The 25,180-nt window shown below is 57.6% G+C and carries 28 protein-coding genes; 1 reads left to right on the top strand and 27 read right to left on the bottom strand.

From position 1 onward, the window contains the following. Positions 1 to 98 precede the first annotated feature (98 nt). The 16 genes from rpmD to rplB form a co-directional block, all read right to left on the bottom strand. Positions 99 to 284 carry a 50S ribosomal protein L30 gene (rpmD, locus tag MWL89_RS10650; protein WP_102377716.1) on the bottom strand — a complete coding sequence of 62 codons (186 nt, stop codon included), beginning with the start codon at positions 282 to 284 and terminating at the stop codon, positions 99 to 101. A gap of 2 nt (positions 285 to 286) precedes the next feature. Continuing rightward, on the bottom strand, positions 287 to 817 hold the full coding sequence (rpsE, locus tag MWL89_RS10655) for a 30S ribosomal protein S5 (protein ID WP_102377715.1): 531 nt from the start codon (positions 815 to 817) through the stop codon (positions 287 to 289). Positions 818 to 835: 18 nt separating this feature from the next. Further along, entirely contained in the window at positions 836 to 1,204 is a 369-nt protein-coding gene (rplR, locus tag MWL89_RS10660; RefSeq protein ID WP_102377714.1) for a 50S ribosomal protein L18, read from the bottom strand. 44 nt (positions 1,205 to 1,248) lie between these two features. Continuing rightward, complete coding sequence (rplF, locus tag MWL89_RS10665; protein ID WP_102377713.1) at positions 1,249 to 1,791, bottom strand: 50S ribosomal protein L6; 543 nt, start codon at positions 1,789 to 1,791, stop codon at positions 1,249 to 1,251. 19 nt (positions 1,792 to 1,810) lie between these two features. After that, a complete protein-coding gene (gene rpsH, locus MWL89_RS10670) occupies positions 1,811 to 2,209 on the bottom strand; it encodes a 30S ribosomal protein S8 (RefSeq protein WP_102377712.1) in 399 nt (132 codons plus the stop codon). 108 nt (positions 2,210 to 2,317) lie between these two features. Then, positions 2,318 to 2,503 carry a type Z 30S ribosomal protein S14 gene (locus MWL89_RS10675; RefSeq protein WP_041239446.1) on the bottom strand — a complete coding sequence of 62 codons (186 nt, stop codon included), beginning with the start codon at positions 2,501 to 2,503 and terminating at the stop codon, positions 2,318 to 2,320. A 50-nt stretch (positions 2,504 to 2,553) separates the two neighbouring features. After that, positions 2,554 to 3,099 (bottom strand): 50S ribosomal protein L5, encoded by a 546-nt coding sequence (gene rplE / locus MWL89_RS10680; protein ID WP_425226268.1) that lies wholly within the window; start codon positions 3,097 to 3,099, stop codon positions 2,554 to 2,556. Between the two features lie 124 nt (positions 3,100 to 3,223). Continuing rightward, positions 3,224 to 3,544, bottom strand: a complete 321-nt coding sequence (gene rplX / locus MWL89_RS10685) for a 50S ribosomal protein L24 (RefSeq protein WP_102377710.1) — start codon at positions 3,542 to 3,544, stop codon at positions 3,224 to 3,226. A gap of 15 nt (positions 3,545 to 3,559) precedes the next feature. Continuing rightward, complete coding sequence (rplN, locus tag MWL89_RS10690) at positions 3,560 to 3,928, bottom strand: 50S ribosomal protein L14 (RefSeq protein WP_102377709.1); 369 nt, start codon at positions 3,926 to 3,928, stop codon at positions 3,560 to 3,562. A 47-nt stretch (positions 3,929 to 3,975) separates the two neighbouring features. Then, on the bottom strand, positions 3,976 to 4,236 hold the full coding sequence (gene rpsQ, locus MWL89_RS10695) for a 30S ribosomal protein S17 (protein WP_102377708.1): 261 nt from the start codon (positions 4,234 to 4,236) through the stop codon (positions 3,976 to 3,978). A 36-nt stretch (positions 4,237 to 4,272) separates the two neighbouring features. Beyond that, on the bottom strand, positions 4,273 to 4,467 hold the full coding sequence (gene rpmC / locus MWL89_RS10700) for a 50S ribosomal protein L29 (protein WP_102374293.1): 195 nt from the start codon (positions 4,465 to 4,467) through the stop codon (positions 4,273 to 4,275). After that, positions 4,468 to 4,890 (bottom strand): 50S ribosomal protein L16, encoded by a 423-nt coding sequence (gene rplP, locus MWL89_RS10705; RefSeq protein WP_102377707.1) that lies wholly within the window; start codon positions 4,888 to 4,890, stop codon positions 4,468 to 4,470. It lies immediately after the preceding gene. Beyond that, positions 4,891 to 5,595: a 30S ribosomal protein S3 gene (rpsC, locus tag MWL89_RS10710; RefSeq protein WP_102377706.1), complete on the bottom strand. Its 705-nt coding sequence runs from the start codon at positions 5,593 to 5,595 to the stop codon at positions 4,891 to 4,893. A gap of 5 nt (positions 5,596 to 5,600) precedes the next feature. After that, entirely contained in the window at positions 5,601 to 5,942 is a 342-nt protein-coding gene (rplV, locus tag MWL89_RS10715; RefSeq protein WP_102374290.1) for a 50S ribosomal protein L22, read from the bottom strand. Between the two features lie 12 nt (positions 5,943 to 5,954). After that, positions 5,955 to 6,227 carry a 30S ribosomal protein S19 gene (rpsS, locus tag MWL89_RS10720; protein ID WP_102374289.1) on the bottom strand — a complete coding sequence of 91 codons (273 nt, stop codon included), beginning with the start codon at positions 6,225 to 6,227 and terminating at the stop codon, positions 5,955 to 5,957. Between the two features lie 22 nt (positions 6,228 to 6,249). Beyond that, positions 6,250 to 7,080, bottom strand: coding sequence for a 50S ribosomal protein L2 (rplB, locus tag MWL89_RS10725; protein ID WP_102377705.1), 831 nt, complete (start codon positions 7,078 to 7,080; stop codon positions 6,250 to 6,252). A 499-nt stretch (positions 7,081 to 7,579) separates the two neighbouring features. Here rplB and MWL89_RS10730 point away from each other — a divergent pair, with 499 nt between their 5' ends. Continuing rightward, the gene (locus MWL89_RS10730) at positions 7,580 to 9,505 is read left to right on the top strand and encodes a GGDEF domain-containing phosphodiesterase (RefSeq protein ID WP_102377704.1); all 1,926 of its coding nucleotides are present in this window, start codon (positions 7,580 to 7,582) and stop codon (positions 9,503 to 9,505) included. 486 nt (positions 9,506 to 9,991) lie between these two features. Here MWL89_RS10730 and MWL89_RS10735 read toward each other — a convergent pair whose 3' ends face one another. The 11 genes from MWL89_RS10735 to MWL89_RS10785 all read right to left on the bottom strand — a co-directional run bounded on the left by MWL89_RS10735 (position 9,992) and on the right by MWL89_RS10785 (position 25,101). Beyond that, positions 9,992 to 10,405, bottom strand: coding sequence for a hypothetical protein (locus MWL89_RS10735; protein ID WP_244385996.1), 414 nt, complete (start codon positions 10,403 to 10,405; stop codon positions 9,992 to 9,994). A gap of 66 nt (positions 10,406 to 10,471) precedes the next feature. Further along, entirely contained in the window at positions 10,472 to 12,022 is a 1,551-nt protein-coding gene (locus tag MWL89_RS10740) for a hypothetical protein (RefSeq protein ID WP_244385997.1), read from the bottom strand. A 78-nt stretch (positions 12,023 to 12,100) separates the two neighbouring features. Continuing rightward, positions 12,101 to 13,075 carry a 4Fe-4S dicluster domain-containing protein gene (locus MWL89_RS10745; protein ID WP_102377701.1) on the bottom strand — a complete coding sequence of 325 codons (975 nt, stop codon included), beginning with the start codon at positions 13,073 to 13,075 and terminating at the stop codon, positions 12,101 to 12,103. A gap of 10 nt (positions 13,076 to 13,085) precedes the next feature. Then, positions 13,086 to 15,671, bottom strand: a complete 2,586-nt coding sequence (locus MWL89_RS10750; RefSeq protein WP_244385998.1) for a molybdopterin-dependent oxidoreductase — start codon at positions 15,669 to 15,671, stop codon at positions 13,086 to 13,088. A gap of 358 nt (positions 15,672 to 16,029) precedes the next feature. Continuing rightward, positions 16,030 to 17,115 (bottom strand): helix-turn-helix transcriptional regulator, encoded by a 1,086-nt coding sequence (locus MWL89_RS10755; RefSeq protein ID WP_244385999.1) that lies wholly within the window; start codon positions 17,113 to 17,115, stop codon positions 16,030 to 16,032. A gap of 459 nt (positions 17,116 to 17,574) precedes the next feature. After that, positions 17,575 to 19,137 (bottom strand): response regulator transcription factor, encoded by a 1,563-nt coding sequence (locus tag MWL89_RS10760; protein WP_244386000.1) that lies wholly within the window; start codon positions 19,135 to 19,137, stop codon positions 17,575 to 17,577. A gap of 201 nt (positions 19,138 to 19,338) precedes the next feature. After that, positions 19,339 to 19,671 (bottom strand): 4Fe-4S dicluster domain-containing protein, encoded by a 333-nt coding sequence (locus MWL89_RS10765; RefSeq protein ID WP_244386001.1) that lies wholly within the window; start codon positions 19,669 to 19,671, stop codon positions 19,339 to 19,341. Between the two features lie 2 nt (positions 19,672 to 19,673). Next, positions 19,674 to 21,989: a molybdopterin-dependent oxidoreductase gene (locus tag MWL89_RS10770; RefSeq protein WP_244386002.1), complete on the bottom strand. Its 2,316-nt coding sequence runs from the start codon at positions 21,987 to 21,989 to the stop codon at positions 19,674 to 19,676. Between the two features lie 179 nt (positions 21,990 to 22,168). After that, positions 22,169 to 22,378, bottom strand: coding sequence for a hypothetical protein (locus tag MWL89_RS10775; protein ID WP_102377697.1), 210 nt, complete (start codon positions 22,376 to 22,378; stop codon positions 22,169 to 22,171). A gap of 91 nt (positions 22,379 to 22,469) precedes the next feature. Then, the gene (locus tag MWL89_RS10780) at positions 22,470 to 22,805 is read right to left on the bottom strand and encodes a 4Fe-4S dicluster domain-containing protein (RefSeq protein ID WP_102377696.1); all 336 of its coding nucleotides are present in this window, start codon (positions 22,803 to 22,805) and stop codon (positions 22,470 to 22,472) included. Next, positions 22,798 to 25,101 (bottom strand): molybdopterin-dependent oxidoreductase, encoded by a 2,304-nt coding sequence (locus MWL89_RS10785; protein WP_244386003.1) that lies wholly within the window; start codon positions 25,099 to 25,101, stop codon positions 22,798 to 22,800. The genes MWL89_RS10780 and MWL89_RS10785 overlap by 8 nt, the downstream gene beginning before the upstream one ends. Between the last annotated feature and the right edge of the window lie 79 nt (positions 25,102 to 25,180).

The following is a 25,180-nucleotide window of genomic DNA, read 5'->3' on the forward strand; positions in this document are numbered from 1 at the left end:
GGGCTCATGCCCGATGCTGGCAGCTCGCCGCCAGCAAACTTCCGAGTAAGTATATACTATCCTCAGCCGAGCAGTATATACGGAAACGAAGAAGCCGTTTAGGCTTCTTCGACTTCCACGAGATGCTTAACCTTGAAGATCATGCCGCGCACGCAGGGGTTATCCACCTGCTCGACCGTGCGGCCAATCTTGCCGAGACCCAGAGCCTTCAGGGTCTTACCCTGGTCGGACGGGCATCCGATAGCGCTCTTGACCTGCTTGACGCGAAGAGTCTTGTCAGCCATGGTTACTTCTTCTCCTTCCAGCCGTAGATCTGGGCGACCGAAACGCCACGGCGCTTGGCAACCTCTTCGGGGCTCTCCATGTTCTTGAGACCCTCGGCAGCTGCCTTCACGATGTTCATGGCGTTGTTGGTGCCGAGCGACTTGGTGAGCACGTCGGTAACCCCGGCGAGTTCCATGATCGCACGGACCGGACCGCCGGCGATAACGCCGGTACCGGGAGTCGCCGGCTTGATGAGCACGCGGCCTGCGCCGTACTCGCCGAGAATATCATGCGGAAGCGTCTTCTCGTCGGTCAGCGGCACGGTGAACATGTTCTTCTTGGCATCCTCGACGCCCTTCTTGATGGCGATCGGCACTTCCTGGGACTTGCCCATGCCGACGCCCACGCGTCCGTTGCCGTCGCCGACGACCACAAGCGCGGTCAGGGCGAAACGACGGCCGCCTTTGACAACCTTGGAAACGCGGTTGATGTAGACCACGCGCTCCTGAAGCTCAGGAACGGCCGCCTGGTTATCTTGCTGTTTACGAGCCATAAGCGTTTAACACCCCTTTTAAAATTTCAAGCCGGCTTCGCGGGCACCGTCGGCAACAGCCTTGATGCGCCCGTGATACAGGTTTCCGCCACGGTCGAAGACAACTTCCGTGACGCCGGACTCTATCGCTTTCTTACCGATCAGGCTTCCAAGAGCGGCGGCACCATCGACGGTCGCGCCGTTCTTCTCGGTCGCTTTGAAATCGGGGCCGAGCGTGGACACCGCGCAGATGGTCTTGCCCGCGACGTCGTCGATAACCTGAGCGTACATATTCGAGTTGCTGCGCGTAATGCACAGGCGCGGACGGGCCGGCGTTCCGGAGATCTTCCCGCGGACACGGGTATGGCGACGACGCAGCCCGGCTTGCTTTGCTTTGAGTTTCTTCATAATAGTTTCCCTTCAGTCCTTTTTCTCAGCTACGGTGATCGCGATTAATCGGACTTGGCAGCTTTGCCGAGCTTACGACGGACACGTTCGCCCTCGTAGCGGATACCCTTGCCCTTGTAAGGTTCGGGCTTGCGCCACTTGCGAATGTTCGCCGCAACCTGACCCACTGCTTCTTTGCTGGGACCGGAAACGATGATCTCGGTCTGGCTCGGGACCTCGAAGGTGATGCCTTCGGGGGCCTTGATCAGAACCGGGTGGGAAAAACCGAGCTGCATTTCGAGGTCGGTGCCTTTCAGCGCGGCGCGGTAGCCAACGCCGACGAGTTCGAGCTTCTTCTTGAAGCCGGTGGACACGCCCTCGACCATGTTGCTGACAAGCGTGCGGGTCAAACCGTGCAAGCTCTTCGCTTCGCGGCTGTCGTCCGGACGCTCGACGATGATTTCGTCGCCTTCGCGGCTGATGATCATCATCTCGGGAAGCGTGCGGGACAGTTCGCCCTTCGCACCCTTGACCGAAACGGTGGTTCCGTCGATGGTAACTTCGACGCCAGCAGGAACGGCGATGGGTTGTTTGCCGATACGAGACATATCTGAATCCCTTCCTTTCCTACCAGATGTAGGCGATGACTTCGCCGCCGACGCCTGCTTTGCGGGCATCGCGATCGGTCATGACGCCGTGGCTCGTCGAGATAATAGCCGTACCGAGGCCGCCCAGAACGCGGGGCAGCTCGTCTTTTCCGGCGTAGATGCGCAGACCCGGCTTGGAGATGCGCTTCAAGCCGCGGATCGTCTTGCTCTTCTTGTCGCCGTACTTCAGCGTGATCTCGAGAATGTCGCGGGGTTCCGCCTTCTCGATGTCGTAGCCTGCGATGTAGCCCTCTTCCTGCATGATGCGGGCGATTTCGACAAGCTTCTTGCTCGACGGCATGGAAACCGTCGGCTTGCTTGCAGAGTTTGCGTTACGCACGCGCGTAAGCATATCTGCAATGGGGTCGTTCATGCTCATTGTTTCTCCTTTGGTTCGTGATGAGCCGGGGGTCCGGTTCGTCGGCGCCCATAGCGCCTCCGCCTATACCGACGGCACACCCGTTGCGTACCGATACTGCCTAGGGTCTTACCAGGAAGACTTGGTCACGCCGGGAAGTTCGCCCTTGTTCGCAAGCTCGCGAAGACAGACGCGGCACAGACCGAACTTGCGGTAGTACGCGCGGGGGCGACCACAGCGAGTGCAACGGTTGTGCTGGCGCGTCGAAAACTTCGGCTCGCGCTTAGCTTTGGCGATCATCGATTTCTTAGCCATGCAATTCCTTCTTTCCTATAACCAACCCGATGGCATTCGGGTTTTGGTTCCTAATTCTTGAACGGGAAGCCCAGCGCCTTGAGCAGCGCGAAAGCACTCTCGTTTTCCGCAGCGGTGGTCACGAACGTGATGTCCATGCCGCGGGTGCGATCGACCTTGTCGTATTCGATCTCGGGGAAGATCAGCTGCTCGGTGATGCCGAGCGTGTAGTTGCCGCGGCCGTCGAAGCTCGTGTCCGGAATGCCGCGGAAGTCGCGAACGCGCGGAAGAGCGGTGGCGAGCAGGCGATCCAGGAACTCCCACATGCGGTCGCCGCGCAGCGTGACCTTGCAGCCGATGGGCTGGCCTTCGCGTACGTGGAAACCGGCGATGGACTTCTTCGCACGCGTGATGGCGGGCTGCTGGCCGGTGATGATGCGCAGATCGGCCATAGCGGCATCGAGCAGTTTCGAATCGTTGGAAGCCGCACCGACGCCCATGTTCACGACGATCTTCTCGAGACGCGGAACCTTGTTGATGTTATCGACGCCGAGCTCCTTTTCAAGCGCGGGCACGATCTCGGTGTTGTACAGCTCCTTCAAACGAGGAATAGCCATGTTGTGTAACCTCTCTTCGATGAATTAAACACAGGATTTCCGACCCTGCGTCCCCCGCATGCGCGGGGGTCATGTTCCTACCAGTGTAAGCCGAAAGCCCGTATGCGGGCTTCTGACTCGGTTCCTACTTGTCGATGGCCTTGCCGCACTTCTTGCAGTAGCGGATCTTCTTGCCGTCTTCGCGCTTGATGGCGATGCGGGTGGCCTGCTTGCACTCGGGGCACACGATCGCAACGTTGGAAACGTGGATCGGGGCTTCGACGCTCGAAATACCGCCCTGCGGGTTCTGCTGAGTCGGACGAAGCGCCTTCTTGACGACGTTGACCTTCTCGACGACCACGCGCTCGTTTTGGGGCAGCGCGCGCAGGACAACGGCCTCTTTGCCCTTGTCCTTGCCGGTCAGAACCTTGACCTTGTCGCCCTTTTTGATGTTCATCTTTGCCATTTTACGTATACCCCCTTACAGCGTTTCCGGTGCCAGGGACACGATCTTCATGTACTTCTTGTCGCGCAGCTCGCGAGCGACGGGCCCGAAGATACGGGTGCCCTTCGGAGCTCCGGAGTTGTCGATAAGCACGGCAGCGTTCTGATCGAACTTGATGTAGCTGCCGTCCGAGCGACGGACTTCCTTCTTCACGCGCACGACCACGCATCGGACGACTTCGCCCTTCTTCACGTTGCCGTTGGGCGCAGCTTCCTTGACGCTGCAGATGATGACATCGCCCAGTCCTGCGTAGCGGCGCTTGGAGCCGCCCAGGACCTTGATGCACTGCACCTTGCGAGCGCCGGAATTATCGGCCACTGCGAGCATGGTTTGCATCTGAATCATTGCGTTAACCTAACTTTCGTCTCGTATAGTCCTTGCAAGCAAGTAGACTATTTGGCCTTTTCTACGATCTTGAGCAGGCGCCAGCGCTTCAGCTTGGAGAGCGGGCGGGTCTCCATGATCGTGACGGTATCGCCCACTCCAGCGGCGTTCTCCTCGTCATGAGCATGGAACTTCTTCGTGCTCGTCATCATCTTACCGTACACAGGGTGCGGCTTGCGTTCTTTAACTTGAACAACGCAGGTCTTATCGCCCGCGGCGCTTACGACGACGCCCTGGCGAACCTTGCGAGAATTACGTTCTTCACTCATCTATTCTCTACCTAACCTTTCAGTTCGCTTAAGAGCTTAAGCGCTCAGCTCGCGGGCGCGCATCTCGGTTTGGATGCGGGCGATGTCCTTCTTGACCTGACTCACGCGAGCGGTGTTGTCAAGCTGGCTCGTGGCCATCTGGAAACGCAGATTGAAAAGCTCTGCGCGCGCTTCTTTAAGCTTCGCCTGCAAATCCTCAGCCGAAAGCTCGCGGATCTCTGCTGCCTTCATTTATGCCTGCCCTTCCGTTTCGCGAGAAACAATCTTGCACTTGATGGGCAATTTGTTGATGGCGAGACGCAGCGCCTCTTTGGCGGTCTCCTCATCAACACCGTCGATCTCGAACATGATGCGGCCGGGCTTGACGACCGCCACCCAGCTCTCGGGGTTACCTTTACCCGAGCCCATGCGGGTTTCCGCAGGCTTCTGGGTGATCGGCTTGTCCGGGAAGATCGTGATCCACACTTTACCGCCACGCTTCATGTGACGGGTCATGGCGATACGGGCAGCCTCAATCTGGCGGTTCGTGATCCAGGAAGCCTCCTGGGCCTGAATGCCGTAGGAGCCGTGGTTCAGACGGGTGCCGCCCTTGGCTTTGCCCTTCATCGAGCCACGCTGCACCTTGCGGTGCTTAACACGCTTAGGTACGAGCATTTACTTTGCCCCCCTCTCGTTGCGACGGGAACGGTTGGGGCGAGAGCTTCCCTCGAGAGCCGGCTGGGGAGCCTTCTGGCCGGGGAGCACTTCGCCGTGGTAGACCCACACTTGCACGCCGATGGAGCCCATGGTGGTTGCAGCGGTGGCGAAGCCGTAATCGATCTTGGCGCGCAGGGTGTGCAGCGGCACACGGCCTTCGCGGTACCACTCGCGGCGGCTCATCTCGGCACCGCCGAGACGACCGGCGCACTGGATGCGGATGCCCTGGGCACCGCTCTTGCGAGCGGACTGAACGGCCTTGCGCATTGCGCGGCGGAAGGCCACGCGGCCCTCGAGCTGCTCTGCGACGCTCTGGGCGATGAGCACGGCGTCGAGTTCGGGGCGCTTGACTTCGATAACCTCGACCGAAACGGGGCCGTTGGCGATCTTGTCGAGCTTCTTGCGCAGGGTGTCGATCTCGGCACCCTTCTTGCCGATCACAACGCCCGGGCGAGCCGTGGTGATGATGACCTTGATCTTGTCACCGGCACGCTCGACTTCCACTTTGGAGACGGCGGCGCGGGCGAGATACTTGTCCAGAAACTTGCGAATAGCCAGGTCGTTTTCGAGGTTCTTCGCGTAATCCTTATCCGAATACCAGCGGCTGCGCCACTCCTCGGTGATACCGAGACGGAATCCGGTGGGGCTGACTTTCTGACCCATGTGCTTTATGCCTCCTCTCGTGTTGCGACGATGATGGTGATGTGGCTCGTGCGCTTGCGGATGCGCGACGCGGAGCCCTTTGCACGCGGGCGAATGCGCTTCAAGGTGGGGCCTTCGTCTGCGAATGCGGTCTTGACTACCAGCGACTCGGCACGAACGTGATGGTTGTGCTCGGCGTTGGCGACGGCAGAGTTGAGGGTCTTCTCGACCGTCTCGGCAATGCCGCGGTTGGTGAACTTGAGGATCTCGCGGGCAGCCGGAACCGACTTGCCGCGGATCTGATCGATGACGATGCGGGCCTTGCGAGGCGAGACGCGCACGAAACGCGATACTGCTTTAGCTTCCATGCTCGCGTCCTCCTATCGCTTGCCTTTGTCGGCCGAATGACCGCGGAACGTACGCGAAGGCGCGAATTCCCCGAGCTTATGGCCGACCATGGATTCGGTTACATATACGGGCACGTGCTTGCGGCCATCATGGACGGCGATGGTGTGGCCCACCATTTCCGGGAAGATGGTGCTGGCACGAGACCAGGTCTTGATGACGTTCTTCTCGCCTGCCGCGTTCATCGCCTCAATGCGATCGAGAAGGCGCGGCTCGACGAAAGGACCTTTTTTCAAACTTCTACTCACATCTACTCCTTATGCGCTCGCGCTACTTCTTGCGCCGACGGATGATCAAGCGGCTCGAAGCCTTCTTGGGATTGCGGGTGCGATGGCCCTTGGTGGGAACGCCCCAGGGGGTGACCGGGTGACGGCCGGCGGACTTGTTCTTGCCTTCGCCGCCGCCGTGCGGATGGTCGACCGGGTTCATGACGGTACCGCGAACGCTCGGGCGGATGCCCTTCCAGCGGTTACGGCCGGCCTTGCCGATCTTGATGTTTCCGTGCTCGGCGTTGCCGACCTCGCCAACCGTGGCGCGGCAGGTCACGAGAACGCGACGCATTTCGGAGGAGGGCATGCGCAGGATGGCGTAGTCGCCTTCCTTGCCCATGAGCTGGATGCTCGTGCCGGCGGAACGCGCGATTGCGGCACCGCGGCCGGGCTGAAGCTCGACAGCGTGGACAAGCGTGCCCACAGGGATCGCCGACAGGGGAAGCGCGTTTCCGGGCTTGATGTCGGCGTCGACACCGCTCATGACGACGTCGCCCACGCGCAGGCCCTTCGGATGAAGGATGTAGCGCTTCTCGCCGTCTGCGTAGTGCAGAAGCGCGATGCGGGCGGAGCGGTTCGGATCGTATTCGATGGTCGCAACCTTGGCGGGAACCCCGTCCTTGTTGCGCTTGAAATCGATGATACGGTAACGGCGCTTCGTGCCGCCGCCCTGATGGCGGGTGGTGATGCGACCGTTGTTGTTGCGGCCAGCCTTCTTAGGCAGCGGCGTCAACAGCGACTTTTCCGGCGTGGTGCAGGTGATCTCGGCAAAATCCGAGACCGTCTGGAAGCGCCTGCCGGGGCTGGTCGGCTTGTATTGCTTGACTCCCATTTCTTTCCTTTCTCGGCCCTTTCCTGCACGCCGCCTTGCCGTTCAAGGATCCTTCTCGCTCGCACGCGGCACAGAGGCCGCCAGCTCGTCTCGAAGGAGCCTTTCACGCCAATCCGGCGCACCCTCAAGGTCCTTTATTGGCCTTCCGCTCGCACGCACACTCCTTGCGTACCCCAGAAGACCCTCATAACCTGTGTGGCTCCGATTGCCGCCTAATGCCCGCTCTGGAGTGAGGCATTTACGACTCCGGCTTTCCACGCGTCCGGGTGTATCCATCCATAACCAGACGCAACCGAGAATTATATACGCCCGGTGGCGTGGTTGCAAGAAGTAATTCTGGGGAGTTCTCCGCTCCACAAAGTGTCCTTTATCGGCGCAGCCGGGCACCTAGCTAGCAACTGCGCACCTATCTTATATAAGAGTATCCGAATCCAATCGCTTTTATATACGATACAATTGCCTATAATTACCTTCGGGTACCAACGGAGACAGGAATCTCGTGACATGGAATTTCACGGCGGAGTGCATCGCGTTCGTCATAGCATGCATCATACTCGCCTATTCGCGTAAGAGCTATTTGACGCCGAGCCTGAAGAACCGCATCTTCCAGGCATGCCTCATCATCACCGTTTCGGCGATCGGGCTCAACATAGCCTCGACGTTGCTCATTGCGAACGGCACCGTCGAGGTCATGGGAATCACCTGGATCGTCACCACGCTGTACTTCGTCGCAACCCCGCTCATCAGCACGGCTTATTATTACTATACGTACGCGACCGTTGCCGAAGCGCGCCCCCGAAAGCGCACGATCGCCGCACTCGGCGCCGTTCCCTATCTCCTATACCTGCTCTGCGTGCTGGCGAACACGTGGACGGGCTGCCTTTTCTACCTCGATGAATCGGGCGGATACCATCAGGGATCCCTCATTGTGACCACCTACGTCGTCTTCTACGTGTACTGCGTGATGTGCTTCGCGCTCGCCTTCGTCTCGCGGCACGACATCGATCCGGCCATTACGAGGATCCTGACGTTCTTTCCCCTGCTCGCCGTCGTGGTAATCGTGATCCAGCAGTTCTTCCCCACCTATATCCTCTCCGGTTCGGCTGCGGTCTGCTCGCTGCTCATCGTGTATCTCTACCTGCAAAACAAGCAGATATCGATCGATTTCCTCACCCGCATCCCCAACCGCCAGGAATTCTCGAAGATGCTTGCGCTCGTGCAGAAGCGGCAGACGCCGTTTACCGCCGTGCTCGTATCGGTCGATAACTTCAAGTTCATCAACGACAAGTTCGGATCGGACAACGGCGACGGATTCCTCGCATCGTTTTCTTCCTACCTGCAAACGGCCGCGCACACGCCTTGGCTGTACCGATACGGCGGCGACCAGTTCGTCGCCCTGTTCGAGGGAGACAGGAAACCGAAGGCGGCCGACTTCCCGTCGGCGCTGCGCGAGCGCACGGAAAAGCCGTGGCAGATCGAGGACACCCATTTCGTCATCTCGTGCTCGATCGGGATCGTCGACTACCCCGATGTAGCTGAAGACAGCGCAACCGTCATCAATGCGCTCGAGTACTGCGCGGCGGAATCAAAACGCCTCGGCTCCAACGAACCCTGTCGCTGTACCGAAGACATGGTGCAGGCCATCAAGCGCAAACACCGCATTGCCGATATCCTGCGCAGCACGATCGCCGAAGACGGATTCCAGATCCACTACCAACCGATCTGGTCCATCCCCCGCCAACGCTTCGTTGCCGCCGAGGCGCTCTGCCGCCTGACCAGCACCGAGCTTGGCCCGATCCCGCCCGCCGAGTTCATCCCCATCGCCGAAGAGACCGGCCTCATCGTCGACATGACATACCAGGTGCTCGACAAGGTGTGCAAATTCGTGAAGAGCGCACGCGACGAGCACCCCGACGCTCCGCTCGAGAGCGTATCGGTGAACTTCTCGGCCATCCAATTCGTGCAGAGCGATTTGGCCGAACGGACGCTCGCCATCGTAAAAGCCAACGGCATCGAACCCTCTTCGATAAAGATAGAGGTGACCGAAAGCGTTCTCATCTCGAACCCCGACACCGTCAAGCAGCTCATTATGGCGATGCACGAAGTAGGTATCCAGTTCTGCCTCGACGACTTCGGCACCGGGTACTCGAATCTCTCGAACATCCTCGACCTGCCGTTCGACGTCGTCAAGCTCGATAAGAGCATCGTATGGATGGCCTCGGAAAGAGACTTCGAAGGCAGCGATTTCCTCGGTCACCTCGTGGCCTCGTTCAAAGCCATGGGAAGCGCCGTCCTGGCCGAGGGCGTCGAAACGCAAGCCCAGCGTGCCTTCATCGAATCCTGCGGCTGCAGCTTGATTCAGGGCTTCCTGTATGCGAAACCCAGCCCCCAAAGCGAGGCGCTTGCGATTATTGCAGGGAAATGAGCGTGCCTACGACAGACGCCGCATTCGAGAAAGCCGCCTTCCTTCCGGTCAAGCCCAATACGGTCGGTTCCGAGAAACCTCCTCGCATACGGAGCCGGTGGATCAAGCGGAGTCCTTGTTCGCATTGATTTCGAGTACCGCCCCCGGAGGAGGAACGAGAGCCGCACCGCATGTCGAGCACACCTTTGCTTGCGGACTGTTTTCCGCTCCGCAAGCAAGGCATGTCCCGTATGGTTTCGTGCCCTTCCTTTCGCCTCTGCATCTTCCGCAACCAGTGCACAAATACCCGCACATATACACCTTCTCTCATTTCAGAACGAAGTCGTACGGCCAACCGATCGGCCGCACGGCAAACGAATGCCGCTTCTGCATACCGTACCCTTGCGCCCATGTACGGAAAATCGTCTTTTCGGATTAATTACGGCGCCCCAACGGTAAAGCAGCACCGTTCGCAAGACGGCCTCATACCGGCAGTACGAAAGAGCACTACCTGCCCGGTTGCGCAAGCTGGCGCACGATCGCTGCGGCAATCTGCGATACGGTATCGTTCTCTTCGGCGGGGATTGATACATCGAGCTTCTTTTGGAGCGTCATGATCAGAAGGGCCTTCTTCATGGTCTCCGAGCTGACTCCTGCGCAATTGTTCGACAGATCCTGCAGCGCGCCTTGGCGATTGACCTCGAGAAGCTTTTCTATGCTCAGCCGGGATAGCTCCGCAATGTCTTCGGTTGAGGGGTTTTCATCGACGAGAAAAAACCGATGGAGCACGAACGCCTTAAGGTTTTCGGAAACGAAACGCACATCGTTCGGACGTCCGCGTATCGCGGCAAGAAACTCGAGCGACTTTTCGCTCGAGGCAACGATCTGCTCCTTGATCGAACCGCACATACCGTCACCCATTCGACATCCTTTCTGACGCATGCGATGGGCGCCGATCGCGCCCATCGCAAACCGCATGCAACGTGCTTACGCCGTGATCACCTCTATACCGAGAGAGCGGCCGAGCGCCTCCATCTCTTTGGTGTAATCGCCGTATACCGTAGCCAGATGATTGCCGACCTGCATCTGCTTCTGGAACAAATCCTCTTGATCGTTTACCGCAAAGACGATAGCGGTATTGCAGCTATGCTGGCGGAACCCGTTTCCGCATACGATCGTGCCCTTCGTAACGAGCAGCTTGCTCCCGTCGGGCGAAAAGCGCGCGACCGTGATGACCTTGCCTTTATCGCGATTGAAATCGTAGCGGTATACGGCCCCGAAGCCTTTTTCTTCGGCAAAATGACGTAACGAATACGGAGCATCCTGCTCGGGATCGTTCATGCGCGGATTGGGCACCGAATGGACCATCATGTACAGGTGCCCCTCGTGCTCGTCGAGCAACGGCATGTCTTCTTCCTCGATGCCGCCGAGACCGAACGTTGCCCAACGACCATCCGACTCCTTGACGATCGGCATGGTGTTGCCCATGAAGCAGCGTTGTCCGGACACGGCGATAAGCGCTTGCTGGGTGATAACGGAGCAAGCATCGTACTCGCATGCAGAGGGAAGGCCAGCCCTCATATTAAGCGAATGAGCAAGACAGAAAGTGAACTGCTCTTCGTTCAGGCGCCGCGTCGAACAGCTGTCGGGGCATGGTGCCGTGAACCCGTTGCAATCGAGGCGGTCCATGTGTTTGCGCACCGTCTTGAAAAACTTGAGGGAGTTGATCACATAGCGCCTCTCGACTTCCACCTCCTCGGCATGGGCGATAAGATCGTCGGCCATGGCTTCGATCTCCCGCATGTCATCATCGGTGATATCCCATGTATCGCGTCCGGGCGTCGTATGATTGCCTTCAGGCGATGCGAGCGAGGTTTGATCGAGCAGCTCGTGAATGCTGATATAGCGGAAACGGCACCCGAGGTTGTGAGTGAGCTCCTCTACGTCGTAGGCACCGTCGACTCCACTGAAAGAAAGAGCCGCTCCGTTGCGGGGAGCCATAAGGATACGAGACGTCCTCACCACCTTGCGGGCGCGCAGAATACGCAGCTGCCACACCAGTTCGCCCCATGTCCTGAACCCGTAGAATTCGTACCCGCGACCGCGAGCATTGAGCGCCGCGCCGACCGAAGTGGTCGAGCAGGGGTTCTCGTATTCGGGCTCCAAGCTAAAAGGCTTGTTGAAGCGTTCACCGAATTCGACAGCGATATCGTCAAGTCCTAAAAACGAATGGATGATATAGAAATCGGTATCACCCGTTGTTTGGGCGATGCGATCCCACCATTCTTCTTCCTGATCCCAATTATCGGTACGTTTTATTCGAATGATATCGCGCACCTCGGCGACTTCGTCGGGAATATTGTCGACAAGCTTCTTTTGGAACCGCTTGCACCATTCGGCGTTTCTGATGGCATCGAAACCGACCTCGAGGGCCTCGCCTTGACCGACACGGCACGGTCCCTCGTATTTGTACAGATGCTCCATCTCGAGGAAGATGGGCTGTACAACGAGCCTGACGTCATCTGCTTTTGTAATCATTGCGTCCTCTCTTTCGCTGGCACCCTGTTGTTCCCATGTTCGTACGATCAACCGAATTCGATGGATCGCCTCACCGCATTAGTTTTTTGAAATTCCGCTCTTGCTCATAACGCCACCGTCTTCATCGGGCGCTTGCGACATGACCGACATCGCTGCCGTAACGTCGCCGACTTCGACAACCTCCACATCGGGTTCGCCGACAGGCGCTTCGATATCGAGTTCGGCAACGGACTCGCCGGCATCGACAACCTCGTTGCCGGCAGCGCGCCGCATCGGAATATCTCCCATGTTCAAGCTCTTCTCGAGAGAGATTTCCCTCGTTTCGGTTTCGTATCCTTCCGCTTCGACGGTGACCACATAGGATCCCTCATCGATGCGCTTGAACCAGAAATCGCCGAACTCGTCGGACTCGACCGTTATTTCGGCATCGCCGGATAACGTAACCTTCGCACCCTCGATGACTTCGTCGATAGCCGGATCCCACACTTCTCCACCGATAAACAAATGAGGCATATTGAGGTAGTACACACGCGGCCCATGCTCCTCGGATGCCAAAACCTCGGCATGGACAAGCTCGTCGGCGAACTCGGACTCTTCGCCGAAGCGCAGGGCGCCCGTAGCGCACACATCCACGCAGTGGGGCAATTCCCCCTCGTCGACCAAGTGGGCGCAACCCGTGCACTTCTGCGGCACTTCGAGCTCCTCGTTCCAGTAGATGGCACCGTACGGGCACGCGTCAACGAGCGCTTTATCGCCCTTCGCCTTGATCGGATCGATGATAACGAGGCCGTCATCGCGCTTATACACCGCATCGGGTGCCTCCTCGATGCAGGGCGCGTTGTCGCAGTGGTTGCAGAAACGAGGCGCATACTCCACGCGGACCTTCGGTACCTGCCCGTGGTCGGTCTGGGTCATCTTGCACCAGAAGTGACCGGTGTCGGGCTGGGGCAGCGCATAGGGCAGCCACTCGTTGTTCCAGTGCTCGTCCTTGCAAGCCAGCTGACAGCCGTAGCATCCGTTGCATTTGGACGAATCGAATACAAAAACTTTCATGATCTTCCCCCTAAACCAGCCAGTTGTCGATTTTCACACCCGCTGCATTGAAGTCCCGTCCAAACGCCTCGGGATACCGCTCGGCAAGCTCGAATACGTCAACCTTTTCAAAATCAACCAGATAGCCGCTCGTTACCTCTGCATTCGTGTTCTTCATAGCCACTTCCGACGGCGCTATAAGGTTGTTCGCTCCCCCGCGATCCGCCTCGCCCACATTAATGGGATCGAGCCGGGCACCATGATCCTGATAGATGACCCCGGGCTTGATGCGCTCGGTTACGTATGCGCCCCCGAGAACCCACCCGCGATCGTTGAAGATCTTGACGACATCTCCCGTTGCAATGCCTTGCCCTTCGGCGTCGACCGGATTAATCCACACAGGCTCGTACAGGTAGCCGTCGGGGCCTTTTACCTTGCACGTCTCGATCTCGCGGAACCAGGTGATATCGTCCATGTTCGCATGCACGCGCCAACGCGGGTGATTCGACACGATGAGGTACGGATACGCCTCGCCCCGCTCGGTAAGCAGCGACTCCGACAAACGGTCGTCCGATGCGATGAACTTCGGGAACGGCGGGCGCGATTCGTCGTCAGGGAAATGGTGGGCCAGGGCCGTCGAGTAGAACTCGAGCTTGCCCGAGGGCGTACCGAGCGGATTGGCCTCGGGATCTTCGCAGAACGGCGCGAACCCACGCGGGTTGTTCTCCCAGCCAACGGATGTCGGGGCGGCGTAATACCCTTTCTCCTTGAACTCCTCCCAACTCACGCGCTCCTGGCAACCGGAGTTCTCGAATCCCTCGCGAATCCACTCCTCCTCGGACTTGCCGCCGGTAAACTCGTCGTACACGCCCATTTTTTTGGCAACCTCGCCGACCGCTTCGTAATCGGACTTCGATTCGCCGCGTGGCTCGATGCACTGAGGCTCGATCATCATGACATTGGTGTAGCCGTTAGAAGAGTCGACCGCGATATCGCGTTCTTCGAACTTCGTGTTGATGGGCAGCAGGATGTCGGCGTAGATGCAATCGTTTTCCATCCATGGATGCTGAATGAGCACGAATTCGATTTCCTCGGATTGGACGGCTTTAGCAAGCGTATAGCCTCCGTTCCAGCACGTCGACCAGCAGGGCGTATCCGACCAGATCATATGGATTCGGGTACCCGCTTGCTTGCTCGGATACTGGTACTTGACGAATTGATCTTCCTTCGGCCATCCCGCGATGCCCGTGCCGTACCAGGTAAGCGGATTATCCACCGTGTAATCGCCGAGGATCGCCTTCGGAACCATGGTCTTGGGGATGAAGGACTGGCGAATATCCCACACCTCGGGGTTGTTGTAGTCGAGCGAACGGTACGCCGCAGCGGGCATCATGTACAGATCGCTGCGCGGATTCGGGCACTGCGAAGGCAATCCGTAGAGGCCCCATTCAATCAGCTTGATCACATTTCGGCCAGGCTTGCCGAGGCCCTGCATACCCATAAGCACGACCTCCATGCGCCCGGGCTCTGCCGAAAACTGCGAGCGAATAAGGGAACCGCCATTGACGTGCGATATCGAGGTGGCCTGCTTGTACCATGCTTTGGCGAGGGCTTTTATCTGTCGCGAGGGAACGCCGCAGATGGGGGAAGCCCACTCGGGCGTCTTCGGTACGCCGTCTTCACCGCCCATAACGTAGTACTTGATCCAGTCGAATCCAACCGCATGCGTATCGATGTACTCCTCGTCGAACCAGCCGTTTGCGATCCACGTGTAGGCAATGGCCATGTGCAGCGCAACATCGGTGTTCGGATTGACCGGAATCCACTTGTCCGCATGAACCGCAGCGCCGTAGTTCACGTCGGGACAGACGTAGATCTGCTTGACGCCGACCTCCGTAAGCCAGAAAGCCCACCTTGAGGGAAGCTGCCCGCACCAGCCCCACGGCGTCGTCTCCTCATCGCAACCCCAATGCAACAGGTACTTCGAGTTCTCAGCTATGTCGAGTAGTAGGTTGCCGATATCTCCTTCGCCCACCGGATCGCAGCCCCATACGTGCTTGGCGCCCCAATACCAGCCCTCCCAGCTGTCGGGATTGCGCGCCTGGAAGGTGAAACCTCCCAGTATCGACATGAGTCGCATCTGGCAACCGTGCGTCGCATGCACGGTCTTGGTCTCACCATGGCCGTCACCTTGGCAGAACACGGCAAACAGACCGTATTCCTTCTCGATACGCCTGAGTTCCTTCGCAATGATATCGGTAGCCTCGTCCCAGCTGATGCGCTCGAACTTCGATTTACCGCGATTCTGCGGATTGCGCTCGCCTTCCGGATCCCAATCGATGCGTTTCATCGGATACAGGATGCGGTTATCGGAATACGCACGTTTCTTGTACACCAGGGCGAACGGCGGAATATCGTTCTTCAACAGCCCCTCGAGCTTCTTCCCTCTCACTTCGAGCGTCCACGGCTTGAGATAATCAGCACTGTACGCTCGATCGAAATGCATACCGCGCGTACGGATGATCTTGCCGTCCTTGACATCGATTTCGGCAGACAGCGCGCTCATGCCAAAGCTGCCGAACCCGAGCGTTTTGTAATGAGTCTCAACGTTTTTCATCTGCTTCCCCCTTACATGATCCGGTTACTAAAAACTGCAGCTATTCCAACGTCAGAGGAAGCGAGCACATGCCTTTGGTCGCAAGCTTCGGACGGCGTCTTCTCGCAAAACACCCTGCAAGCCTGCAGCATTCGAACACCTCTTCGGATGCGGGAATCCCTGACTTGAATTCTCCATCTGAAACGAAGCGATCATGAAGATGCGAACAGTACCAAACACCGGAAAACGGCATCGCAAAAAAGTATTAGCAGTGTTTTTTATATCATTTGATCAGGAAATATAAGAGAGATTCACCCCGGTTGCGAACTCGGGAAAAGTGGCAGTCCCCGACTTTCTGCGCTACCTCGAACGACTGCCCTCACTCGCCTCGACGGGACAATTCGGCTTCTACGAGATCGATAAGCTGCTGTTGGTCATGTACGCCGAGCTTCCGGTACAGATTGTACGCATGGGTACGCACCGTGTTTGGCGATATCCCAAGCGCCTCGTGGATGTACTGCCGGTCGCGCCCGCGCGAAAGCAATAAGAAGACTTCTTCCTCTCGCGCCGATAGATCATGCGCTCGCGCAAGGCGAGTGCACCCCATCTCCCACTGCCGCGCAAGAGACTCGAACGAGCAGGAGACGTCGGTTCTCGTCATCGGATCGTTGCCCCCGAATGCGAACACCCCGGTCGCAACGGCCACCATGCCAAGCGCCATGAGAAAATACCAGTACGGCTCCCATCGTTCGCTCACGGCAAACAGGGCAACGGCGCCCGCCCCCCATCCAAGCGCTCCGCCGAGCATATCCGCCATCCTCGACTCGCCGACGAAGCGGGCGTATCCGTTTTCATACGAAACAGGTAACGCATCGTCGAGAAGCCGTCCTTTATCCTCGTAGGCGGTATTCAGAACGTTGCAGATGCTGACGGCGGCAAACACGGCAAAGAGCAGTACCGCCTCGCCCACCCCATCGACAACCGCAAAAAGAAGCATGCATGCGACCGCTGAAGGCAAAAGCATATAGAAAATCCGCCCGCTTATCTTCAGGCGGCCCATTCTCGCCACATACAGCATACCGGCCCCCGCTACCAACAACGCTGCGCCAACGTACAAAGGCGAATAGCGATCGATGGCGAATTGGGTTCCGATTGCACCCGCCATACCCATGACGAAGCCATAGATGAACACGAACGAAGGAGCGTTTGCGCCTAAAGCCGATCGAATGCCCGTTCGAACCGAAGAGGCGCCTTCCTTGCTTTTCTCGACTGCACCGGCGCAGCCAGAGCAATCGGATTTCGAGCAAACAAGCCAGATGACCAACATGAAATAAGGAAGGGACGCCACCAGGATAACCGACACCGGATACTGGAGAAACGAGAGAGAAAGAAAAAGCACACCCGAAAAAACCGCGCCCCCCGCGACATCAACGGTACTCTGCCCATAGTCTTTTTTCGTTCCCATCCGATAGCCCCACACAAGCATGATCGTCGATGCAGAAAATCCCCCGCAAGCCCACAGCAAGACGTCAATCGCAAAAAAGTGCGAACAGGCCCTCGCTATATCAGGAAAGAGAGCGCTCATCAGGGGAAGCGGGGAAACGATAAAACCGCAGACGACGATTCGGCGCTTCAAAGGACCTTCGAGCAGGCCAGCAGGGCGCATCCGCGCCAATGCGTAAACGATGCATAAGGCGACAAGCATCACAAACCTCAGCACATGCATATGCATGTCGAGCCCCTGCTCTCGGTAGCAAGGGGAAACGACAGCAGGCGACCAAAGCATCGCCCCGAACCACGCGATGGCCATCGCCATGCCGAGGCTCCTCAGGTTGAAGGTCCCGAAAAACGAGTCTCTCGGCACCGAGGGAAAAATCGGATCCTTCGTCTCCTTCATTCATCGACACCGGCTTCAACGCGCATTCTACGACTCCCTCACCTTGTTCTCCACAAGATCGATGAGCTCCTGATGGGAATGGACGCCCATTTTTTGATAAATGTTGTAGATATGACTTTTCACCGTGGGAGTAGACAAGACAAGCTCTTCTCGAATGAATTGGACATTCCTTCCTCGAGCCAGCAAAAGAAAAATCTCCTTTTGACGCGGAGATAGCTTGTACTGCTCGGCGAGCTCATCGCACGTACGGCTCCACCTGCCCTTACCCTGAATAACCGATTCGATGGCCTTGGGGTCGAGAACCTCCAAAGTCGGCTCGTTATCGACAACAACTTCTCGAAACTCAAGTTTCATCTCCTTGAATAGCGCCGTATCGACAACGACGGCAAGCGACACCATGAAGAAGCACAGTGCAAGAAGCGTCGTGGTGTCCGCCTCGAAGACGAACAAGCTCGCCGTCGCAAAACCCCACCCGAAAAAGAAACCGACCGAGTTTCCCGCTTTCGACGCATACAGCTCCCACAGGCACCGCACGGAGTCGTACGACGAGTACGCGTATGCCGTATGGGCGTTCAATATCTCATAGCAACCGAACAGGACGAAGAGAACAACGGCGCAAACGAGCACCCACTCCGTTGGCCAAAGCACCCCTAAAAACAGATAGCAGAAGCTCGTCACCGGCAAAAAGAGCTTCGGCAGTATATTGCATACAGCGCGTTCGCGATCGCGCAGCACCATCACCATGATCAGAGCCGCTATCGCGTTTCCGAAGCCGATCACTACGCCGTTTGCGGGATAGAGCCAATCGGCGAGCGCTGCGCAAGCCGCAAATCCGAGCGAAATCGAATACAACAGCGTAAACAGGCCTTTGAGAATAATGAACCGACGATCCTCCTCAAAGGGTATTTGCGCCCTCAGCTTCCTCAGTCCGCCCGAAAGAGGAGCGGTTGTTTTCCATTCCGCGGTCTCTTCCTCCCTGCCAGCGTATTGACGATAGGCGAACAAGAGCAAGACGTACGACGCTATCGGAAGCAACGAAACCGTTGGAGACACAACCGATTGATCCACGAAAGGAAACAAAGAGAGCATCAAGCCGCCGACGCCAAAAGCTCCGCAAACGGTATAGAGCTGCTGTCTGCGAGACAGAACCCTGAACCTCGCCCCCCAAAGAAAGAACGTTGCCGCCTGACCGGCACCCGCAAAAAACCAAAGAGCCGCAACCAGCTCGAAGGGAAGCGGCACAAACAACGTTGCGGCCAATCCCATGCAGAGAGCCGGGGCTAAAGCCTCCCAGATTTTGCCCCGAATCCCGGCAAGAGCCGAACCGCCCGTAAGAAGGAGAAAACACGTTGCCAAAGCAACTCCCCCGAACAAAGCACACCGAAGAATAAGAAAATCAAGTTCGCCGCCTTGCCCGACCGGCGAAACCCCCTTGTCCCAACCAACCGCGAAAGCCCATGTCACAAAACATGAATAGCCCGCAACATCGCACAAAGGAAGGAGGAGGAGCCCGCCATCGAGATCGGCTCCCGTCTGTTTCTTCTTTCCCGTAGCGGCAGGTTCTACGCCTTGCTTCGTTGCTCGCTCCATCACTGAAGCCACCCCCTGGTTCGACTTAGCCGCATGCATGCACCGCTTTGATAGCTCCGCGCCCCTCGCAAGGGTCCGTCGCGTTTGGCCTTCGATTCGCGAACAGGCAACCAGCACGAGGTTCCGCCGCGCTCCCGCGCAGAGGGCGTGAGCGCGGCGGGAAACGATCTAGGCTTTGCAGCCTATCATACTTCTCAGCTTTTATAGGTAATACAGGATGAATTTCGAGCCCTCGTCAACCTCCTTCGACAAGTCGTCAATCCTCCCGTACTTCATCGCAAAAGCCTGACAGTGGTGGACGCATGCCGGATCTTTGCCCGCATCAACGCGTTCGAAGCACTGATCGCATTGATCCGTAATGACGGGAACGAACGAATACTGGTATCGATCAGGACCGTACTCCCACGGACCGACCTGCACCACGATAACACCGCCCTGATCGTCGGGGTAGCCATGCTCAACCCGACAAGACACCTCGCACGAATGGCAACCAGTACAGAAGTCGTAGTTGATAAGGATTCCCTTTCGCCCCATGATTATCGCTCCCCTTCCGACAGCTTATAAATCTTGCATATCAACGACTTGCAATTCGCCCCGAACCCTGTCGAGCCGAACTCGGGCGGAACCAGCTGGTTTGCGTTCGAGGAAAACGTATCGTATAGAGTCTCGGGGTTTCGCTCGGGGAACCACCAGGCATGGTCGACGTTGACTACGGATTCGGGTACGGCTATCGTCACCTGAGCCTTCATCTTGATCTTTCCGTACTCGTTCTCCACCCATACCCAATCTCCATCAGCAACGCCGTATTTTTCAGCTGCAAGGGGGTTCACCTCGATAATCGGGTCGGGGCGAAGGGCTCGCAAGCGAGCGACCTGGCGGCCTTCGGAATGAAAATACGACCAGTTACGCGCGCCCGTCGTCAGAATAAGCGGATACTCGTCCATAAGCTCCGGCGTTGATCTCGGCCCCCTGTCGGTCTCGTGATAGCTCGGCACCGATTCGAACCCCCACTGCTCGCACAGCGTCGACCTGAACTCAAGTCGGCCCGTCGGCGTGTTGAAGCCGTACGCGCCATCAGCTCGTTGCTTACCTGTTCGGTACTTATGGTACTCGAATTTCGGATACATCCAGTTGACCTCACGCAGCTGATCGTAGTCGTAGCCGGAATCGCCCATCTGATCGGTAAAGAATTCCTCGACCGAATTCCATGGCCATTTTTCGGGCGCCCACCGCTTTCCGAGATCAAGGTTGATCTGAAGGTCCGATCTCACATCGTTATCCGCCACTTCAACGGCCGCGTTGATCGGCTGCATGTAATACCATATGCTTCTCATGCCCGTCTTCTCCGCCCATGTTGCAACGGGCAGAACCACTTCGGCGCATGCCATAGCCGTCGGCGTCATGAAGATATCGACAACCACGTTGAAATCGAGGTTCATGATCGCCTTGTACGCTTTGCTTTCGGGAGACTGGGAGCAGCAGGAAAGGGGGTTGGTGCTTTGCCACCACCCCGCCTTGATGGCATAGGGCTTGCCGGTTATGCACGCATCGTAGAGCATGTCGGGCTGGGCGACAACGCACCCGCTATATTTGTAGAGCGGATACTCGTAGTAGCCGATCCGACGCTGAACGACCTCTTCGTCTAAGAACGTCTCCGCCGCAGGAGGCTGCCATATTTCGGCCCCAAAGGGCTGATGGGTGGTCACCATGCCGCCCGGCACATCGATACATCCCGTAAGCGCCCATAGCGCAACAAGCGCCATCGAACCCGATATGCACTCGCGCGTCTGATCGAGCGCCAAACCCCATTGCATGGTCATAGGCGAGCACTCAACCGCCATGCGTGCCGCCTCTCGTATCTTCTCCGCCGAAACCCAGGTGATCTCCTCTGCCTTTTCGGGGGTATATTCCTTCGCGACCCGCGCAAGATCCTCGAACCCATACGTCCAGTTCTCGACGAACTCGTGATCGTAGGCATCCTCTTCGATCATGACGTTGATGATCGCCAAAGCCAAAGCAGCGTCGGTACCCGGACGAAGACGCATGAACAGGTCGGCTTTCGAAGCGATCCACGTAAGCCGCGGATCAACGACAACGATCTTGCTTCCCCGCTTCATGCAGTCCACCATCCAATGGCCGACATTGCCGTCAGCATTGCTGACAAGCGGATTATTGCCCCATATGAAGATTACGCCAGGCGGCTTCCATTGGGGATTGTCGTAGCGATCGGCGAAGTACATCGAGCAATCGGGAACGCAGTAATTGCCCATCATTATCGAAGTAGCGGTAATGCGCGGCCCGTAACAGGCAACGCCCGTTTGCTGGTAGGCTATGTTCGGAGATCCGAACGAATACGCCATACGATACATGCCGTTCGCAATGTCCCGACCCGTCCCCGAAGCGAACAAGATGGATTCGGGCCCGTATTTCTCCTTGATCTCGCCGAACGTATCGCAGATCAGATCATAAGCTTCATCCCACGTGATTTCTTCCCATGCGTCTTTCCCGCGATCGGCGCGAGCGCGCTTCATGGGGTGCGTCAAACGCTGCTCATTCGTTATAACCTGATCGAAGGATAGGCAGCGAACGCAAAGCCTACCCTGGTTGAACGGGTTGCATTCGTCTCCTTCGAGCTTGACGAAATTCCCGTTCGCATCGGTATACACCTTCACGCCGCACCCCAGATGGCAACCCGGAGCCGACCACGCCGCCGTACGCGTAACGGTCAGATCGCCCTCTTGCCAACGCCAAGGGAGACCTCGTCCCGTCGCCGCAACCACTGCAGCGGACCCGTCTTTGCCCACCACCCAGTCGTCCATTCCGTCTTGCTTGATTTCCCGTACGTCCTCCATTGAACCGTTCCTCTCTCGTCAGATAGTTTCGTCAGACGAGAGACGGCGCATCGGCGCGAACAGGAGGCTTGAGCATCACAACACCCCCATGCATAAGCCCCTCCTTTCCCTTCGCAAGCGAAGCTGAGTACCCGAAGGCGATCGATAAGGTCGCCTTCGGGTACGTACGGACAACAAGGCTAGTTCTGCGCAACGACCGAAGCGCGATCCTTCATAGACAGATAGCGCCATTGGCCAAGAGCCCAGGTATAGCCGAAACCCTGAAGATCGGCCCGAGTGCAGCCCATCTCTTCGCAGATGGCAGACACCTCCCGACCTTCGTCGGTTTGTTCGGTCAGCCAAGAAAGCTGCTCTTCCTCCGCTAGCGCAAGAAACTCATCCTTCGTCATGAGCAAACCCCTTTCTCATCGAGCGAGAGATCGCGCCGATTCGATGTTCCTTCCGCGACTTCTCGCAAACCATTTGCATCGAGCACCCGACCTATACCGTAAACAGCACAGCCTTACGATCGAGCTCGGACATCTCCTTCGCAAGATCTTCGATTTCCCCGTAATGCATGCAATGGGAGCAGCAGTGGAGCACGCAGCTCGGTACCTTACCCTCGGCTGTTCGATCCTCGCAGAGGTCGCACAGTTGCGTGGGAACGGGAATCCACTTGTACTCCCACGTGTCATCGTCGATCTGCCAAGGCTTATCTTCGGCGAGCTTGATACCGAACTCGCCGGTCGGAAGGTTTTTTTCCAACTTGCATGACACTTCGCAAGAGTGGCAACCCGTGCACAGCAGGTAGTCGATCATGAGTCCTTTTTTAGCCATGGTAGACCTCCTCGATTCTATCGATATCCGCGGAAGGCTCTGCCTTGTATATCTTGCACATGAGACATTTGAACGGCGCGCCCCAGCCCAGTTTGCCGATGGTCTTGTACGGCACGAGATTGTTGACATTTACTTCGTACACGTCGAACAGCGAGGGCGATGAGGCGTCGCGCTCGGGGTACCACCACCCGTGCTGAGAAGCCAGAGCTCCTTCTTTCTGCCCAGGCTGCACCGAAAGCTTCATCTTGCAGCGACCGTTGTCGTTTTCAAGCCACACCCAATCCCCGTCATGCAAACCGTATCTGTCGGCATCTTTGGGGTTGATATCCACAAGCGGCCACGGCTCCACTTCGCGCAACAACGGTACATGGCGCTGCTCCGAATGGAAGTACGACCACGTACGTGCACCGGTGGATAGCACCATCGGATATTCCTCGGCGTATTCCGGCGTGGAACGCGGCGATGTCGGCGGCTCCTCGTAATAGGGCAAGGGCTCGTCGCCCCAAGCCTCAAGCATTGTAGAATACAGCTCAATGCGCCCAGTCGGCGTCATGAAGCCCGGCTGACCATCGGGGCGCAGCAGTCCCTTTTCGTATTTTCTGTACTCGTAATCGACATGGTAGCTCCCATGGTCGAACAGATCCTGCATGGTCAACGGCCGCCCGTCGGGCGTCTTCAGCGTACAGAGCTTCTGATCGTCGATGTACTCGATGTCGGTCTTGTACCTCTCCCACAGCTCAGGACGCAGGCGAGTACCCAACTCGCGCATAATGGTGATATCGGACTTCGCCTCCCCTACCGTGATCGCCTTCTTGATGGCCCCGATCCACGTGCCGCAAGCACCATAATGGGTAGCTACGTACATATCACGCTCGGCATAGGTGTTGACTGGCAAGAACAGATCGCATACGGCCTCGGCCGTCGGCGTCATAACGATATCCATCACCACGTTGAACTCGAGTTTATCCAGAGCCTTTTCCCATCGCTTGGGCAGGTTGCAGGGATTCGCAATGGCGTTCGCGCTCGTAAAGAAGCCCATATGGAATATCGAATCCTCTTTTTCCAACTCGTCGAGCACCGTGTCGGGGTGCGTGAACTGCTGCGTGCGCACCATGGCCGGGTACTCGTCGACGCCTATCATCTCGTTGATCTTGCTTTGCGGGTCGAGATCCGTGTAACCCGAACCCAAACCGCCGATATCGATCGCTCCCATGATATTGCCGCCAGGATTATCGATGTTGCCCGTGATGGCCATCATCGCCAAGCAGCAGAAACCCATCTGGATGCCGTTGGGCTTTTGATCGACGGCAAGCCCCCATTGAAGCGCCGCCGGCTTCGCCTTGGCATACATGCGCGCAGCCTCGATGATCTTCTCCTCGGGCACTTCGCAGATTTCCGCAGCTTCAGCTGGGCTCATGGTCTGCACGCGCTCGGCAAACTGATCGAAACCGAAACACCACTTCTCGACGAAATCATGGTCGTACAGATCTTCCGAGATAATAACGTTGCAGAATGCCATACCGAGCGCCGCATCGGTGCCGGGACGCACCTGCAGCCAGATTTCGGCACGAGCCGCTTCCCAGGTAAGACGGGGATCGACGACAATGAATTTCGTACCCATCGCGTACATATCGACAATCGAATGGCCCCAGAAACCATCGGGATTCGATTTCAGGGGCTCCTTGCCCCAAATGAGAATCACCTCAGGCCGCTGCCAGCGAGGATCATCGTAGCTCGTCGGGTACTGGGAGGCGTAGTCGAGCTCAGGATACGGCGCTCCGAGCACATACGACGTGCAGGCCATACGAGGGCCGTAGCACGACCAGCCTGACTGCATGTACACGATATTGGGGCTGTTGAAAACTCGGCATGACATGGTGGGACCCCAGTTCCCTGCCTCGCGACCGGTACCCACGAACGTCGCAATGGAGTTCGAGCCGTACTGCTCGGTGCAGCGCCTGACGTTCTCGACGATAAGGTCGTAAGCCTCGTCCCACGATACCTGCTCCCACGCGGAATCATCACCGCGCTTGTCCCGCGCGCGCTTCATCGGATGCAGAATCCTGTAAGGACTGTATACGTATTCCGGCAAGGACAGCATGCGAATGGGCATGGCCCCCTTGGTAATGGACTGTTCGGGATCGCCTTCGACCTTCTCCAGAATCCCGTCCTTCACGTACAAAAGCATGCCTGCGCCGGTCGGATGGTCTCCCGGAGGAGACCAGGAATTGGTTCGCGTTACGGTGTACTCCCCCTCTTGCCACGTTATCGGCGTTGTAAATGTTCCGAATGCCACTGTTCCTCCCATCTCTCGTTTGCCGGGCGGCGCGTCTTGCGGCACCGCCCGATCTTTCGTCTGCAAGGCGCGCTGAGCG

Origin of the sequence: Raoultibacter timonensis (assembly GCF_022845715.1) — a bacterium.
GTDB classification, from domain to species: domain Bacteria; phylum Actinomycetota; class Coriobacteriia; order Coriobacteriales; family Eggerthellaceae; genus Raoultibacter; species Raoultibacter timonensis.